The sequence below is a fragment of the Phaeovulum veldkampii DSM 11550 genome, assembly GCF_003034995.1.
GTDB classification, from domain to species: domain Bacteria; phylum Pseudomonadota; class Alphaproteobacteria; order Rhodobacterales; family Rhodobacteraceae; genus Phaeovulum; species Phaeovulum veldkampii.
On sequence record NZ_PZKF01000006.1, the window covers coordinates 31,343 to 47,459 of the forward strand.

Annotated in this window: 13 protein-coding genes; 6 read left to right on the plus strand and 7 right to left on the minus strand. The window is 65.3% G+C overall.

Annotated elements, in window-relative coordinates:
• The first annotated feature begins 73 nt into the window (after nucleotides 1-73).
• A complete protein-coding gene (gene prfB / locus C5F46_RS03875) occupies nucleotides 74-1,198 on the plus strand; it encodes a peptide chain release factor 2 (protein ID WP_107324048.1) in 1,125 nt (374 codons plus the stop codon).
• 82 nt (nucleotides 1,199-1,280) lie between these two features.
• On the opposite strand, the gene C5F46_RS03880 is transcribed toward prfB, so the two are convergent.
• The 3 genes from C5F46_RS03880 to C5F46_RS03890 form a co-directional block, all read right to left on the minus strand.
• Nucleotides 1,281-1,778 (minus strand): bactofilin family protein, encoded by a 498-nt coding sequence (locus C5F46_RS03880; RefSeq protein ID WP_107324049.1) that lies wholly within the window; start codon nucleotides 1,776-1,778, stop codon nucleotides 1,281-1,283.
• The gene (locus tag C5F46_RS03885) at nucleotides 1,768-3,093 is read right to left on the minus strand and encodes a M23 family metallopeptidase (RefSeq protein WP_107324050.1); all 1,326 of its coding nucleotides are present in this window, start codon (nucleotides 3,091-3,093) and stop codon (nucleotides 1,768-1,770) included. The genes C5F46_RS03880 and C5F46_RS03885 overlap by 11 nt, the downstream gene beginning before the upstream one ends.
• Before the next feature lie 175 nt (nucleotides 3,094-3,268).
• A complete protein-coding gene (locus C5F46_RS03890; RefSeq protein WP_107324051.1) occupies nucleotides 3,269-3,730 on the minus strand; it encodes a peroxiredoxin in 462 nt (153 codons plus the stop codon).
• A gap of 122 nt (nucleotides 3,731-3,852) precedes the next feature.
• Between C5F46_RS03890 and C5F46_RS03895 the strand changes: the two genes are divergently transcribed.
• From C5F46_RS03895 to lpdA, 4 genes are all read left to right on the plus strand, one after another.
• Entirely contained in the window at nucleotides 3,853-7,170 is a 3,318-nt protein-coding gene (locus C5F46_RS03895) for a hypothetical protein (RefSeq protein ID WP_107324052.1), read from the plus strand.
• Nucleotides 7,170-8,219 carry a tRNA preQ1(34) S-adenosylmethionine ribosyltransferase-isomerase QueA gene (queA, locus tag C5F46_RS03900; protein WP_107324053.1) on the plus strand — a complete coding sequence of 350 codons (1,050 nt, stop codon included), beginning with the start codon at nucleotides 7,170-7,172 and terminating at the stop codon, nucleotides 8,217-8,219. The genes C5F46_RS03895 and queA overlap by 1 nt, the downstream gene beginning before the upstream one ends.
• Nucleotides 8,220-8,289: 70 nt before the next feature.
• On the plus strand, nucleotides 8,290-9,573 hold the full coding sequence (locus C5F46_RS03905) for an MFS transporter (protein WP_107324054.1): 1,284 nt from the start codon (nucleotides 8,290-8,292) through the stop codon (nucleotides 9,571-9,573).
• Between the two features lie 34 nt (nucleotides 9,574-9,607).
• The gene (gene lpdA / locus C5F46_RS03910; RefSeq protein ID WP_107324055.1) at nucleotides 9,608-11,002 is read left to right on the plus strand and encodes a dihydrolipoyl dehydrogenase; all 1,395 of its coding nucleotides are present in this window, start codon (nucleotides 9,608-9,610) and stop codon (nucleotides 11,000-11,002) included.
• A gap of 67 nt (nucleotides 11,003-11,069) precedes the next feature.
• Here lpdA and C5F46_RS03915 read toward each other — a convergent pair whose 3' ends face one another.
• Nucleotides 11,070-11,444 (minus strand): rhodanese-like domain-containing protein, encoded by a 375-nt coding sequence (locus tag C5F46_RS03915; protein WP_107324117.1) that lies wholly within the window; start codon nucleotides 11,442-11,444, stop codon nucleotides 11,070-11,072.
• A gap of 222 nt (nucleotides 11,445-11,666) precedes the next feature.
• Between C5F46_RS03915 and uvrA the strand changes: the two genes are divergently transcribed.
• A complete protein-coding gene (gene uvrA, locus C5F46_RS03920) occupies nucleotides 11,667-14,516 on the plus strand; it encodes an excinuclease ABC subunit UvrA (RefSeq protein WP_107324056.1) in 2,850 nt (949 codons plus the stop codon).
• A gap of 50 nt (nucleotides 14,517-14,566) precedes the next feature.
• On the opposite strand, the gene C5F46_RS03925 is transcribed toward uvrA, so the two are convergent.
• The 3 genes from C5F46_RS03925 to mmsB all read right to left on the minus strand — a co-directional run bounded on the left by C5F46_RS03925 (nucleotide 14,567) and on the right by mmsB (nucleotide 16,114).
• Complete coding sequence (locus C5F46_RS03925; protein ID WP_107324057.1) at nucleotides 14,567-14,764, minus strand: YgaP family membrane protein; 198 nt, start codon at nucleotides 14,762-14,764, stop codon at nucleotides 14,567-14,569.
• Between the two features lie 164 nt (nucleotides 14,765-14,928).
• Nucleotides 14,929-15,147 carry a YgaP family membrane protein gene (locus C5F46_RS03930; RefSeq protein WP_107324058.1) on the minus strand — a complete coding sequence of 73 codons (219 nt, stop codon included), beginning with the start codon at nucleotides 15,145-15,147 and terminating at the stop codon, nucleotides 14,929-14,931.
• Nucleotides 15,148-15,241: 94 nt separating this feature from the next.
• A complete protein-coding gene (gene mmsB, locus C5F46_RS03935) occupies nucleotides 15,242-16,114 on the minus strand; it encodes a 3-hydroxyisobutyrate dehydrogenase (RefSeq protein ID WP_235820076.1) in 873 nt (290 codons plus the stop codon).
• Nucleotides 16,115-16,117: the final 3 nt, after the last annotated feature.

The window sequence follows — 16,117 nt, forward strand, 5'->3', positions numbered from 1 at the left end:
CGCTTGCCCGTGCGGGTGCAAGCGGATAAGACCGCCTGCAACGGTCGCGGCCGACCAGGATCACGAGGACAAGATGCGCGCTGAGACGCAAAACACCATTGAGGCGATCCGTAAATCGCTGAAACTGCTGGGCCAGCGGATGGATTGGGAAACTGCCCCGCATCGGCTGGAAGAATTCAACGCGATGATCGAGGATGGCGACCTGTGGTCTGACCCCGATCGCGCGCAAAAGCTGATGCGCGAGCGGCAGGCGTTGATGGATGCGGTGGAGACCTATCGCAGCATCGACCGCGACCTGACCGATAATGTCGAGCTGATCGAACTGGGCGAGATGGAGGGCGACGACGAGATCGTGGCCGAGGCCGAGGCCAGCCTGAAGGCCCTGCGCGAGAAGGCGGCCGCCAAGGAGCTGGAGGCCTTGCTGGACGGCGAGGCCGACGGCAACGACACCTTCCTGGAGATCAACGCGGGCGCGGGCGGCACCGAAAGCTGCGACTGGGCCTCGATGCTGGCTCGGATGTATGTGCGCTGGGCCGAGAAAAAGGGTTACAAGGTCGAATTGCTGGCCGAAACGCCGGGCGACGAGGCGGGCATCCGCTCGGCCGCCTACAAGGTCAGCGGGCACAACGCCTATGGCTGGCTGAAATCGGAAAGCGGCGTGCACCGGCTGGTGCGGATTTCGCCCTATGACAGTGCGGCGCGGCGGCACACCTCGTTTTCATCGGTCTGGGTCTATCCGGTGGTCGATGACAACATCGAGATCGAGATCCCCGATCGTGATATTCGCATCGACACGTTCCGGTCGTCGGGTGCGGGTGGGCAGCACGTCAACACCACCGACTCTGCGGTGCGGATCACCCATATTCCCACCGGGATCGTGGTCACCAGTTCGGAAAAATCGCAGCACCAGAACCGCGCCAACTGTATGGCTGCGCTGAAATCGCGGCTTTATCAACTGGAACTGGACAAGCGCAACGCCGCAATCAACGCCGCCCATGAAAACAAGGGCGATGCGGGCTGGGGCAACCAGATCCGATCCTATGTGTTGCAGCCCTATCAGATGGTGAAGGATCTGCGCACCGGGTATGAAACCTCGGATACCGGCGGGGTTCTGGACGGCGATATTGACGCGTTCATGGCGGCGACGCTGGCCATGGATGTGGCGGGCAAAAGCCGGGCCGAAGCTCAGGGCGAGTGACGGGCGGAGCCTTGGTCGAATGAAAAAGGCGGGGCCATGGCCCCGCCCTTTGCTATCAGCCACGGGCTGTGCCGGGGCCGGATTATTCGGGGATCGAGTTCGGCATCGGCGGCGCCAGTTTCGGCGTGACGCCGGTGGACAGCGGGTCATCCTGACGCTGCACCGAACCTTCGAAATGCGCACCGCTTTCGATGGCGATGGTCTTGTGGATGATGTCACCTTCGACCCGCGCGGTCGAGGTCAGGCGCACCTTGAGGCCGCGCACGCGGCCCACGACGCGGCCGTTGACCACGATGTCATCGGCAACGATCTCGCCCTTGATGGTGGCAGTTTCGCCTACCGTCAGCAGATGGGCGCGGATGTCGCCTTCGACGACGCCTTCCACCTGAATGTCGCCGGTGGTCTTGAGGTTGCCTACCACCGTCAGATCCGACGACAGCACCGAGGCCGCAACCTTGGTGCGCGGTGCGGTCGGCACGAAATCGCCGCCGGGCCGTGTCAGCCCGGTTTCGGGTGCCTTGGGCTTGTCGGCATCTGCCGTTTTGGGGCCGGGTTCGTTGATCTTGCTTTTAGAAAACATCTTTCGCCGCCTTGATGAAGGTCATGGGGTTCACTGGCGCACCACCCACGCGCACCTCATAGTGCAGATGCGGGCCGGTTGACCGTCCGGTGTTGCCCATATCACCAATCCGGTCCCCGCGCGAGACCTTTTGCCCCTCGCTCACGCGCATTTTGGACAGATGGCCGTAAACCGTCGAGGTTCCGAATTCGTGGCGCAGCTTGATCACATAGCCATAGCCGCTTTCCCAGCCTGCTTTGGTGACAACGCCATCGGCGGCGGCGTAGATCGGCGTGCCCACGGGCGCGGCCAGGTCGATGCCCGCATGAAGCCTGCCCCAGCGGTAGCCAAAGGGCGAGGTGAAGCGGTGCGAGGCCTTTACCGGCATGTCGAAGGGCAGTTTTTCGGTGGCGATGCGATACATGTTCATCCGGTCAAGCGCGCCCATGATCTGCTCGGCCCGCGCCTCGTCGGCGCTGATCGCGGGGTTGCCCTTGGAGGAAAACACGATCGGCGACAGCGGCCCGCCCTGGCCCGAATAGCCGCGGCGCACCTGATTGAGAACCGAGTCAGAGTCAAGCCCCGCCGCCTTGAACATCTTGTCGAGCGGCTCCATCGACACTGTGACTGCGTCTTCCAGCGTGGTGAATATCTGGTCGTTGCGCTGTTCCATCAGCCGTTTTTCCAGCGCGATCGTCTCGGCCTCGGCGCGGGCCTCGTCGGCGGCGCGGGCCATGCGGTCGCGTTCGGCGGCGGTCTGGCCCAGGGCCTCGGTCATGATATCCAGCGTGGCAACCACATCTTCGGCCTGATCGGCACCGCTGCGGGCGGCGCCGGTCTGCCCCTGCACCTCGGCCAAGAGGGTTGCGGTCTTGCTGCGGGCTTCGTCACGCTCGGTCATGGTGCGACGCAGAGTGGTCTGGATCACGTCGATGCCGGTTTCCAGTTCGCGCCGCCGTTCTTCGGAATCAAGCAGTGCCGACTGCATCTGCGATACCTGCTCCAGGCCCAGCGCAAAGCGCTTCTGCGCCGCGAGCGCCTCGGCGGCGCGGGCGTCGCGTTCGCGCGACAGGCTGTCAAGGCGCAACTCGAAGGCGATCTGCGCCCGGCGCGCCTGATCGACGGCTGACCCCGAGGCCAGCCCGTCACTGAGCAGGATCGCGGCGGCCAGGATTGACCAGCCGAACATCAGCGCAAACGAGGCCAGCGCCATCGTCTGCGTCAGAGGCTTGAGGCGCACAAAGCGCGTGCTGTCGGTGGATTTCAGAAAAAGGCGTTGTTCGGGCAACCAGCGTTCAAGCGCGGCATTCAGGCGGTTCGTGATACGGTGCGGCAAGGTCCTGTCCCGTCATTCTCGGTTCGGTGTCGGTCGCAGCCCCATGCCGGCCTGATCTGCCCGTGGGGTTGGCGAGAAATAAGCGCGGCTGTAGCAACCGCGCAACAGGTTTTGCCGTCTCAAGGGGGCGATCAGCGGTTTCCCGCCGTTTCGCCCCAGGTCCGCGCGGCAGCGATCACAGTGCGCGCACTGCCTCCAGCACCTCTTCGGCGTGGCCTGCGACCTTTACCTTGGGCCAGACCCGCACCACCTGACCCGCGCCGTTGATCAGCACGGTGGCGCGTTCGATGCCCATGTAGGTTTTGCCATACATATTCTTTTCCACCCAGACGCCATAGCGTTCGCAGGTGTCGGCCTCGGCATCCGATACCAGCGTGATGCCCAGCCCGTGCTTGCGACAGAACTTGTCATGCTTGTCCACAGTGTCTTTCGACAGGCCCAGCACCACGGCGCCCGCCGCCTCGAATTCGGCTGCGAGGCGGGTGAAATCCAGCGCTTCGGTGGTGCAGCCGGGGGTGTCATCCTTGGGGTAGAAATACAGCACCACCGGCTTGGGGCGCAGCCCTGAAAGGGTCAGCGTGCCGCCGCTGCTGCGGGGCAGTGTGAAATCAGGCGCGGTTTCGCCGATACCGATCATGGAAAGCTCCTTCACAAGGGTTTGCGGTTTACGTTTTATGCCGCACGCCGCAAAGTCAAACCGGAACCCGAAACAAGAACGCATGTTCCGGCGGGCGACGCGCAGGCAAAGACAGAGGTAGGATGAACGAGCCGGCAGGCCAGCATGACCCGGTCGCAGGGGCGGTCGCGGCCCGGCCGAAGGCCGTCGCGCCGCGCCCTGGCAGGTTTGGCCTGTGGCTGATCCTGTCGCTGCCGCTGGTGGTGGTGGCGGGGCTGTTCGTGCTGATGGTGCTGACCCAGCGCCCCTTGCCTGCGCCCGACTGGCTGGTGACCCGGATCGAGGCGCGCGCCAATGCCGCCTTTGCCGACGCGGTGCGGCTGCGGCTGTCGGGCGGGGCCGATCTGGTGCTGGATGACCGGCTGGTGCCGCGGGTGCGGCTGCTGGGGGTCGAGGTTCTGCGGCCCTCGGGCCTGCCTTTGGCGGTGTTGCCCGAGGTGCGCACCTCGCTGCATCTGGCGCCGCTGTTGCGCGGGGTGGTGCAGCCACGCACCATCCGCATCCGCGGGGCCGGGCTGGCGCTGCGGCGCACGCCCGAAGGGGCGCTTGATCTGGCGCTGGGGGGGGCGCTGGCGCTGTCGGGGGTGCGGCTTGATGGCGCGACCGCAGCGCTGGCGGCGTTGAAGGCTGCCTTTGCCACGCCCGCGCTGGCCGGGCTGGAACGGATCGAGGCCGAGGCGCTGGAAATCCGGCTGGATGACGCGCGTCTGAACCGGGTCTGGTGGGTGTCGGCAGGCCGCCTGAGCCTGACCCAGACCGAGGCGGCCCTTGCGCTGCGGCTGGGGTTCGACGTGGGTGAAAAAGGCACGGTGCCGTCATCGGTCGCGCTGTCGCTGGAAACCCGCAAGGACACCCCCGAAACCCGGTTGGGCGTTACCGTCACCGCCGTGCCCGCCCGCGATCTGGCGCTGCAATCGCCCGCGCTGGCCTGGCTGTCGCCGCTTGAGGCGCCGATCTCGGGTTCGTTGCGCAGCGGGATTGATGCGACAGGCCGGGTCGGGCGGCTTTCGGCCACGCTGGAGATCGGCGCGGGCGCGCTGGTGCCGGTGCCGGGGGCCGTGCCTGCGCCGTTCGAGGGCGGGCGGGTCGTTCTGTCGTACGACCCCGAGGTGGCGCAGATGACGGTCAGCGAACTGGCGGTTGACAGCCGCGCACTCCGGCTGCGGGCGTCCGGCACGGGCAGCTTGCGCTCCGTCACGGCGGGCTTGCCCGAGGTGCTGCTGGCGCAGGTTGCGATCTCGGATCTGAAGATCGACCCGGAGGGGCTGTTTGCCAGCCCGGTGGTATTTTCGCAGGGCGCCGCTGATCTGCGGCTGCGGTTCGATCCCTTTGAACTCGATCTGGGTCAGGTGCAACTGATCGAGGGCGGGCAGCGGATTTCGGCGCGCGGGCAGGTGGGGGCCGATGCGGCGGGCTGGCGGGCGGCGCTGGATCTGGGCATCGACCGGATCGCCCAAGACCGGCTGCTGCGGCTGTGGCCGGTGCGGGTGGTGCCGCGCACCCGCGAATGGCTGGCCGACAATGTCGCCACCGGCGAGTTGCGCGACGTCAAGGCGGCGCTGCGGTTGGCGCCCGGCGCCGAGCCGCGGCTGGCGCTGAATTATGCCTTCGAGGGCGCCGAGGTCCGCATCATCAAGACCTTGCCGCCGGTGCTGGACGGGGCGGGCTTTGCCACGATCGAGGGCACGCGCCACACGCTGACGGTGGAACGCGGTCATGTCACAGCGCCCGCGGGCGGCGGCATCAATGTTGCGGGCACCGAAATGATCGTGCCCGACATCCGCGAAAAACCCGCGCGCACCGAGGTCCGGTTGCACACCGTCAGCACAATTCCCGCGGCGCTGTCGCTGCTGGATCAGCCGCCGTTCGAGTTTCTGGCAAAGGCGGGCTATCCGACCGACCTTGCCGAGGGCCGGGCCGAGGCGGTTTCGGTGCTCAACTTCCGGCTGGCCAAAAAGCTGCGGCCCGAGGATGTGGATTACACTGTCGCCGCCCGTCTGTTGGGTGTGCGATCAGATCGGGTGGTGCCGGGGCGGCTGCTGGAGGCGCCCGAACTCACGCTGGCGGCCAGCCGGGCGGGGCTGGATCTGTCGGGCGCGGGGCAATTGTCAGGGGTTCCGTTCAGTGCCCGCTGGGTCCAGAAATTCGGCGCCGAAAACCGTGGCCGCTCGCGTCTTGAGGCGCGGGTGGATCTGTCGCCTGAAACGCTTGCGGCCTTTGGCATCCGCTTGCCCGAAGGGCTGATCAGCGGGCAGAGCCGTGGGCAGATCGCGCTGGATCTGACAAAGGGCGCCGCGCCGCGCTTTGCGCTGCGGTCCGATCTGGAGGGGCTGGGAATCGCGATCCGCGAACTGGGCTGGCGCAAGGCAGCCCAGACGCGCGGCGATCTGGCGATCTCGGGGCGGCTGGGTCTGCCGCCCGCGATCGAGGCGCTGGAATTATCGGCACCGGGGCTGGCGCTGAAAGGGGCGATGACGCTGGCGGCCGATGGCGGGCTGGAATTGGCGCGCCTGTCCGACTTGCGGCTGGGCAACTGGTTTGCCGGATCGGTCGATCTGCGCGGGCAGGGCAAGGGCCGCACGCCACAGGTCACGATCACCGGTGGCTGGGCCGATATGCGGCGGATGCCAGCGGGGCAGGGGGCCAGCGGTGGCGGCGGCGCGCCGATCCGGCTGGCGCTGGACCGGGTGACGGTATCCGACAATCTGTCGCTGACCGGGGTTGCGGGCGAACTGGCCCTCGGTGGCGGCCTGTCGGGGCGGATTGTGGGCCGCGTCAACGGCACCGCGCCGGTTGCCGTCACGATGCTGCCTGCGGGCACCACCGGGGGCCGGGCCTTTCGCATCACCGCCGAGGATGCGGGCGCGGTGTTGGCGGCGGCTGGGGTGTTTTCGCGCGCCCGCGGCGGCACGCTTGATCTGACGCTGGTGCCTGCCGCGGCAGCGCGCAGCTATGACGGCCGCCTTGGCATCAAGAACCTGCGGGTGCGTGATGCGCCGGTGCTGGCCGCGATGCTCAGTGCCGCCTCAGGCATCGGCCTGCTGGAGCAGTTGAACGGCGAGGGGCTGCTGTTCACCACCGTCGAGGGCGATTTTCGAACCACCCCCGAGGCGGTGACGGTGCGCTCCGGCTCTGCGGTGGGGGCCTCGCTGGGGGTGTCGATGGCGGGGCGCTATCTGCCCGGCAGCGGCCAGATCGACATGGAGGGCGTGGTGTCGCCGATCTATCTGATCAACGGTATCGGTCAGTTGATCTCGCGCCGGGGCGAGGGGCTGTTCGGTTTCACCTATCGGCTTGCGGGCAGCGCCAAGGCGCCGCAGATATCCATCAACCCGCTGTCGATTCTGACGCCGGGGATGTTTCGGGAAATTTTCCGCAGGGCGCCGCCCAAGGCCGAGTGATGAAACTGAGCGATTTCGACTTTGATCTGCCCGAGGGGCTGATCGCCACGCGCCCCGCGCGTCCGCGCCCCGCCGCGCGGCTGCTGGTGGCTGAGGGCGCCGCGATCCGCGACCTGCATGTGCGCGATCTGGTCGGGCTGCTGCGCCCCGGCGACCGGCTGGTGCTGAACAATACCAAGGTGATCCCCGCCCGTCTGTCGGGCACCCGCCGCCGCGCCACCCCGCAGGGCGAGGCGGTGGCGAAGGTCGAGGTGACGCTGCTGGAGCCCGCGCCGGGCGGCGCCTGGATGGCCCTGGCCAAGCCCCTGCGCAAACTGCGCGTGGGCGAGACGATCAGCTTTGCCAGCCGCCTTTCGGCCGAGGTTCTGGCGATTGTCGAGGGGCAGGCGCAACTGGCCTTCAACCTGACCGGCAACGACTTTGACACGGCCCTTGCCGAGGCCGGCGCCATGCCCTTGCCGCCCTATATCGCCGCCCTGCGCGCCCCCGACGCCGCCGACAAGGACGATTATCAGACCGTCTTCGCCCGCCATTCGGGCGCGGTGGCCGCCCCCACCGCATCGCTGCATTTCGATGCCGATCTGCTGGCGGCGCTGGCAGCAAAGGGCGTGGCCTTTACCGAGGTGACGTTGCACGTGGGCGCCGGCACATTTCTGCCGGTCAAGGTGGAAGACGTCACCACCCATCGGATGCACGCCGAATGGGGCGAGGTCAGCGCACAGGCCGCGGCCGAGATCAACGCCACCCGCGCCGCGGGCGGGCGGATCATCCCGGTAGGCACAACCGCGCTGCGCCTGATCGAAAGTGCCGCGACCCCCGAGGGCCGGGTGCAGCCGTTTCGCGGCACCACCGAGATATTCATTTATCCCGGCTATCGGTTTCGCGTGACCGATGCGCTGATGACCAACTTTCACTTGCCGAAATCGACGCTTTTGATGCTCGTTTCGGCGCTGATGGGCGAGGCATGCATCCGGCGCATTTACGCCCATGCGGTGGCGCAGGGCTATCGCTTCTTTTCTTATGGCGACGCGTCGCTTTTGATCCCATAACGTCGGCCCCGCCCCAGATCGCTGCCCCTGCCGCGTCTAGTCTGGGGAACCGTCCTTGCCGGAGACTGCGATGCTGACCGTCCTGAAAAATTCCTGGCCGCTCCTGTTGGGGGTGATGCTGTTGATGGTCGGCAACGGGATGCAGGGCACGCTGCTGGGTATCCGCGGCGAGATCGAGGGCATCGGCACCTATCAGATGTCGATCGTCATGTCGGCCTATTTCGCGGGCTTTCTGCTGGGGTCGCGGCTGACACCCGTGATGATTCAGCGGGTCGGCCATGTGCGGGTCTTTGCGGCGCTGGGCAGCCTGATTTCGGCGGTTCTGATCCTTTATGCTGCTGCGCCGAACTGGCCCGCCTGGACGGTGATGCGGGTGCTGATCGGGTTTTCCTTTTCCGGTGTCTACATCACCGCCGAAAGCTGGCTGAACGCCTCGGCCACCAATGAAACCCGCGGGCAGGCGCTGTCGGCCTATATGATCGTGCAGATGATCGGCATCATCGCGGCGCAGGGTCTGATGAACGCCGCCGATCCTTCGGGGTGGCTCTTGTTCGTGATCCCGTCGGTTTTGGTGTCTCTGGCTTTCACGCCGATCCTGTTGTCGGCGGTGCCTGCGCCGCGGTTTGAAACCACTCAACGCATGAGCTTTGCGGCGCTGTTTCGCGCCTCGCCGCTGGGCTGCGTCGGCATCTTCCTGATGGGCGGGGTATTCTCTGCGCTGTTCGGGATGGCCTCGGTCTGGGGCTCGCTCGCGGGGCTGAGCGTGGGCGAGATTTCGGCCTTCGTCGCGGCGATCTATGTGGGCGGTCTGGTGTTTCAGTATCCGATCGGCTGGCTGTCAGACCGGATGGACCGGCGCAAGCTGGTGCTGGCGCTGGCGGCACTGGGGGCGATCTCCATGGCGGCGGCCATGGTTCTGCCCGACAGTTTCGCGGTGCTGCTGGTACTGGCGCTGGCCGTGGGGGGCATCGCCAACCCGATCTATTCGCTGCTTCTGGCCCATACCAACGATTATCTGGATGCCGCCGACATGCCCGCAGCTTCGGCGGGACTGTTGTTCATCAACGGGCTGGGCGCCATTGGTGGCCCGCTGCTGACCGGCTGGCTGATGGAGGCCGTGGGGGACAGGGGCTTCTTTCTTTATATCGCGATCCTGATGGCGCTTCTGGCACTTTATGCCGCGTGGCGGATGACGCGCCGCGCGGGCCTGCCTGCTGATCAGACCGGCGCCTTTGCGGTCGTTTCCCCCAGCGCCACCCCCGTCGCCGTCGAAGCGGCGCTGGAGGCCGCGCAAGAGGCCGGCCAGGATCAGGTCGTGCCCCCGGTCTCGCCATTGAATCCGTCGCAAGAATAGTTTAACGCCAAACCAGTTTTTGGCGGAGGCGCGGATGGCATCGGCAAGCTATGACATGGTGGTGATCGGTGCTGGCCCCGGTGGCTATGTAGCCGCGATCCGGGGCGCGCAACTTGGCCTGAAGGTCGCCGTGGTTGAACGTGAAAACCTTGGTGGCATCTGCCTGAACTGGGGCTGCATCCCCACGAAGGCGCTGCTGCGGTCGGCCGAAGTGTTCCACCTGATGCACCGCGCGGCAGAATTCGGGCTGAAGGCCGAAGGGCTGGGCTTTGATCTGGCCAAGGTCGTGGCGCGGTCGCGCGGGGTTGCCAAACAGCTCTCGGGCGGAATCGGGCATCTGCTGAAGAAGAACAAGGTGACGGTGCTGATGGGCACGGCCCGCCTTGCGGCGCCGGGCCAGGTCGAGGTGACGACCGACGCAGGCGCCCAGACCCTTGTCACCCCCGCCATCGTTCTGGCAACCGGCGCACGGGCGCGCGAATTGCCGGGCCTGGAACCTGACGGCAAGCGCGTCTGGTCCTACCGCCACGCGCTGGTGCCGCCACATATGCCGGGCAAGCTGCTGGTCATCGGCTCGGGCGCGATCGGGATCGAATTTGCCAGCTTCTTTAACACGCTTGGCGCCAAAACGACGGTGGTCGAGGTGATGGACAGGGTGCTGCCGGTCGAAGATGCCGAAATCTCGGCTTTTGCCAGAAAGCAGTTCGTCAAACAGGGTATGACGATCCTGGAGGGCGCCACCGTCAAACAGCTCGATCGCGCCGCGGATCAGGTGACAGCGCAGATCGAGACGGGCGGCAAGATGATCAGCGACACCTTCGACACCGTGATTTCGGCGGTGGGCATCGTCGGCAATGTCGAAAACCTGGGGCTTGAATCCTTGGGCGTGCAGATCGACCGCACCCACGTCGTCACCGACGAATTCTGCCGCACGGGCGTGCCAGGCCTTTACGCCATCGGCGATGTGGCGGGCGCGCCCTGGCTCGCGCACAAGGCCAGCCATGAAGGCGTCATGGTCGCCGAACTGATCGCGGGCAGGCATCCGCACCCGATCAAGCCCGGCAGCATCGCGGGCTGCACCTATTGCCATCCGCAGGTGGCCAGCCTTGGCCTGACCGAGGCGAAGGCGAAGGAAAAGGGATACACCGTCCGCGTCGGCCGCTTCCCCTTTGTCGGCAACGGCAAGGCCATTGCCCTGGGCGAACCCGAGGGGCTGGTGAAAACCGTCTTTGACGCTGCGACCGGCGAATTGTTGGGTGCCCACATGGTCGGTGCCGAGGTGACTGAACTGATCCAAGGCTACGTTATCGGCCGCAGCCTGGAAACCACCGAAGAAGACCTGATGCACACGATCTTCCCGCATCCGACCCTGTCGGAGATGATGCACGAATCCGTGCTCGACGCTTGGGGCCGCGCCCTGCACATCTGACGCGCCTTCATCTTGGCGCAAATATCCCGGGGGTCCGGGGGCAGCGCCCCCGGCTTGCCGCGGCCGGTCAGCGCGTGATTGCGCCCCCCGCGGCCTGCCAGTGCATCAGCCCGCCCAGATTGAACACCGGGCCATGACCCATCGTCAGCAGCATCTGCCCCGCCCCTTGTGACCTTGCCCCGGTGGCGCAATAAACCACGATCGGCTTGCCCGTCTTGAATTCGGGCAGGCATTCCGGGCTGGACGGATCGCATTTCATCCTGAGCGCCATCATCGGCACATGCACGGCCCCTGCCGCGCGACCGGTGGCGCGCAATTCGTTCGCGTCGCGCACATCAAGCAGCACCACCTCGCCTGACATGGCGCGGCGGACCGCCTCTTTCGGGTCGATCCGTTCCACATGGGCGCTGCCGGAGCGGGAGGCGCGCAGGAATGAGAACATCGGGAAAACCTTTTTGCTGGGGTCAGTGCCAGATGTGGCAGTTTGTCCGCTGAGGTCAAGATTGCGTGAGAAAAAAATATTCACATAATGGAATGTGATGCCCTGCTGCAACGCAGCGATGCCGGGTAGCCGTCGTGTGCCAAAGTTCCCCTTCCGTTCGCATATTCCGGTTGGAGACTCGGCTGCCATACCCTATCTGGGAAGGCGTATCAGGGGGCAGCCATGGCCGAGCAGAAGTTCATCGAGGTGCGCGGAGCGCGCGAACACAATCTGAAGGGGGTCGATCTCGACATCCCGCGCGATCAGTTCGTGGTGATCACCGGGCTGTCGGGGTCGGGCAAATCCTCGCTCGCCTTCGACACGATCTATGCCGAGGGTCAACGGCGCTATGTCGAAAGCCTTTCGGCCTATGCGCGTCAGTTCCTGGACCAGATGGGCAAGCCGGATGTTGACCATATCTCGGGCCTCAGCCCCGCGATTTCCATCGAACAGAAGACGACCTCTAAAAACCCCCGGTCCACCGTCGGCACGGTGACCGAGATTTACGACTACATGCGGCTTTTGTTTGCCCGCGCGGGCACCCCCTACAGCCCCGCCACCGGCCTGCCGATCGAGGCGCAGCAGGTGCAGGACATGGTGGACCGGGTAATGGCCATGCCCGAGGGCAGCCGCGCCTATCTGCTGGCCCCGATCATCCGCGACCGCAAGGGCGAATACAAAAAGGAATTCATGGAGCTGCGCAAGCAGGGCTTCCAGCGGGTCAAGGTCAACGGCGCCTTTTACGATCTGGACGAGCCACCCACGCTTGACAAGAAGTTCCGCCACAATATCGACGTGGTGGTGGATCGGATCGTGGTGCGCGAGGGGCTGGAGACGCGGCTGGCCGACAGTTTCCGCACCGCGCTCGACTTGGCCGACGGGATCGCGATTCTGGAAACCGTCGTGCCCGAAGATACGGAACCCGAGCGCATCACCTTTTCGGAAAACTTTGCCTGCCCGGTGTCGGGCTTTACCATCCCCGAAATCGAGCCGCGGCTGTTTTCCTTTAACGCGCCATTTGGCGCCTGCCCGGTCTGCGACGGGCTGGGGATGGAGCTGTTCTTTGATGACCGCCTTGTGGTGCCCGACACCTCGCTGACGCTGATGCAAGGCGCGCTGGCGCCCTGGGCGAAATCGAAATCGGCCTATTTCACCCAGACCATCGACGCGCTGGCCCGGCATTATGGCTTTGACAAGCGCAAGCCGTGGAAAGACCTGCCCGAGGCGGTGCAGCGGCTGTTCCTGTTCGGCTCGGGCAAGGAGGAGATCACGTTCCGCTTTGACGAGGGCGGCCGGGTCTATGAGGTCAGCCGCACCTTCGAGGGTGTGATCCCCAACATGGAACGGCGCTACCGCGAAACCGACAGCGCCTGGGTGCGCGAGGAATTCGAGCGGTATCAGAACAACCGCCCCTGTGGCGCCTGCCATGGTTATCGACTGAAACCCGAGGCGCTGGCGGTGAAGATCGGCGATCTGCACATCGGGCAGGTGGTGGAACTGTCGATCAAGGAGGCCTTTGCCCGCATCGAAGAAGTGCCCGCCCATCTGAGCAAACAAAAGGCCGAGATCGCGCGCCCGATCCTCAAGGAAATCCGCGAACGGCTGGGCTTTCTGATCAACGTGGGGCTGGATTACCTGACCCTTTCGCGCGCGGCGGGCACGCTGTCGGGCGGCGAAAGCCAGCGCATCCGGCTGGCCAGCCAGATCGGATCGGGCCTGACCGGGGTGCTTTATGTGCTGGACGAGCCGTCCATCGGCCTGCACCAGCGCGACAACGACCGGCTGCTGACCACGCTCAAGAATCTGCGCGATCAGGGCAATTCCGTGCTGGTGGTGGAACATGACGAAGACGCCATCCGCCATGCCGATTACGTCTTTGACATGGGACCGGGGGCGGGGGTGCATGGCGGCCGCGTGGTGGCGCAGGGAACCCCCGATCAGATCGCGGCCGATCCGGCCAGCCTGACCGGGCAGTATCTCTCGGGCGCACGCGAAATTTCGGTGCCGAAGGAGCGGCGCAAGGGAAATGGCAAGGCGGTGCAGGTGGTGGGCGCCACCGGCAACAACCTGAAAAACATGTCGGTCGAGTTTCCGCTGGGCAAGTTCGTTTGCGTCACCGGGGTTTCGGGCGGGGGCAAATCGACGCTGACGATCGAGACCCTGTTCAAGACGGCCAGCATGCGCCTGAACGGTGCGCGCCAGACGCCCGCGCCCTGCGAAACGATCAAGGGGCTGGAACATCTCGACAAGGTCATCGACATCGACCAGCGCCCGATCGGTCGCACGCCGCGCTCCAACCCCGCCACCTACACCGGCGCCTTCACGCCGATCCGCGACTGGTTCGCGGGCCTGCCCGAGGCGAAAGCGCGCGGCTACAAGCCGGGGCGGTTTTCGTTCAACGTCAAGGGCGGGCGGTGCGAGGCCTGTCAGGGCGATGGCGTGATCAAGATCGAGATGCATTTTCTGCCCGATGTCTATGTGACCTGCGAAACCTGCAAGGGCCACCGCTACAACCGCGAAACGCTGGAAATCCGTTTCAAAGGCAAGAACATAGCCGACGTTCTTGAGATGACGGTCGAAGACGCGCAAGAGTTTTTCAAGGCCGTCCCCGCGATCCGCGAAAAGATGGATGCGCTGGTCGAGGTGGGGCTGGGTTATATCAAGGTGGGTCAGCAGGCCACGACCCTGTCGGGCGGCGAGGCGCAGCGGGTCAAGCTGTCAAAGGAATTGTCCCGCCGCGCCACCGGGCGCACGCTGTATATTCTGGATGAACCCACGACGGGCCTGCACTTCGAGGATGTGAAGAAACTGCTTGAGGTGCTGCACAGCCTGGTTGATCAGGGCAATACGGTGGTGGTGATCGAGCACAACCTTGATGTGGTGAAAACCGCCGACTGGATCATTGACATCGGCCCCGAGGGTGGTGATGGCGGCGGCGAGGTGGTGGCGCTGGGCACCCCCGAGCAGGTGGCCAAGGTCGGGCGCAGCCATACCGGGCACTATCTGGCGCCGATGCTGAAACCGCGCCACTGAAACGACAGGGGCGCCCCAAGGGGCGCCCCGTCAGGTGGCTTGCAAGCAGGTTATTTCTTGCAGGTATTGATGCCCAGAACCTTGTAGAGCAGGCAGGTCTGGAAAATGCCGGTGGCCAGCGGCACGATGCCGATCAGATAGGCCCAGCTGTAGGCCGAGCCGGAATTGAGGAAAAAGCCCGCCAGCAGCGCAAGGCCGATGACGATGCGCAGGATGCGGTCGATGCCGCCGACGTTTTTCTCGAACATGGTGCTCCCCTTTGGTTGTATTCGATGTTTCGAATATATACCTTTTCCCGACAGTTTCCATGGGCTTTGTGGCCCAATTCTACCGTGGGTCATTCCGTCGCGTCTGCACGGCCGAAGGGAGACTTCCCCGGCAGCAGGCCGCCGGGGACCGATCATGGGTCAGATCAGGGTTTGGAGCAGGTGTTGATGCCCAAAACCTTGTAAGCACCGCAGAACTGGAAGGCCGCAGTCGCCAGCGGGATGAAGCCCAGCAGATAAATCCAGGCATAGGGGGCGTTGCTGTCGATGATCGCGGCCAGAATCATTGCAAGGCCAATCACCGCGCGCAGCGCCCGGTCCAGTCCGCCGACGTTCTTCTCGAACTTGATATTCTTGATATCCATCGTTGTTCCTCGGAGCTGAATTCACCTCTCGAGTATAGGCGATTCCCCCCGCGCCACCATGCGCTTTGGGGGCGCATGGTGGCCTGTGGGGCATTCAGTCGCGCCCGCGGCCTTCGATTCGCAGCATCATCGCCGAGAAATCCAGCCCGAAGCCGTCTTCTTCCTCGACGAAAGTTTCATACAGCTCGGCGGCCAGCGTGCCGATCGAGGTGTCGGTGTCGGTGGCAATCGCGGCCTGCTGGGCAAGGCGCAGATCCTTCAGCATCAGTTCCGACGCGAAGCCGGGCAGATAGTCGTTATCCGCCGGGGTTTTCGGGCCGACGCCGGGCACCGGGCAATAGGTGCTCATCGACCAGGAATTGCCGGACGAGGTGGAGACCACATCAAACAGTTTCTGCCGGTCCAGCCCCAGCTTGTCGCCCAGGGCAAACGCCTCGCAGGTGACGATCATCGTGGCGCCAAGGATCATGTTGTTGCACATCTTGGCGGCCTGACCGGCGCCCGCGCCGCCGCAATGCACCGCCTTCTGGCCCATCACGCCGAACAGCGGCTTGACCTTGTCAAAGGCTGCCGCCGGGCCGCCCACCATGAAGGTCAGCGTGCCGTTGGTGGCGCCAACCGTGCCGCCCGAAACCGGCGCATCCAGCGCCATCAACCCGGCCGCTTCGGCATCTTCGGCGACGGTGCGGGTGTTGGCCACGTCCGCGGTGGAGCAGTCGCACAGCACCGCGCCCTTGGCCATTGCCGGGATGATGTCGGTGGCGACGTTGCGCAGGGCCTGGCCGTTCGGCAGCATGGTGAACACCACATCCGCCCCCGCCACGGCGGCCTGTGCGCTGGGGGCGGCGGTCACGCCTGCGGGCATTGCGGCCTTGGGGTCGTAGCCTGTCACCTCATGGCCCGCCTTGACAAGGTTGGCCGCCATCGGGGCGCCCATGTTGCCCAGGCCGATGAATCCGATCTTCATAGT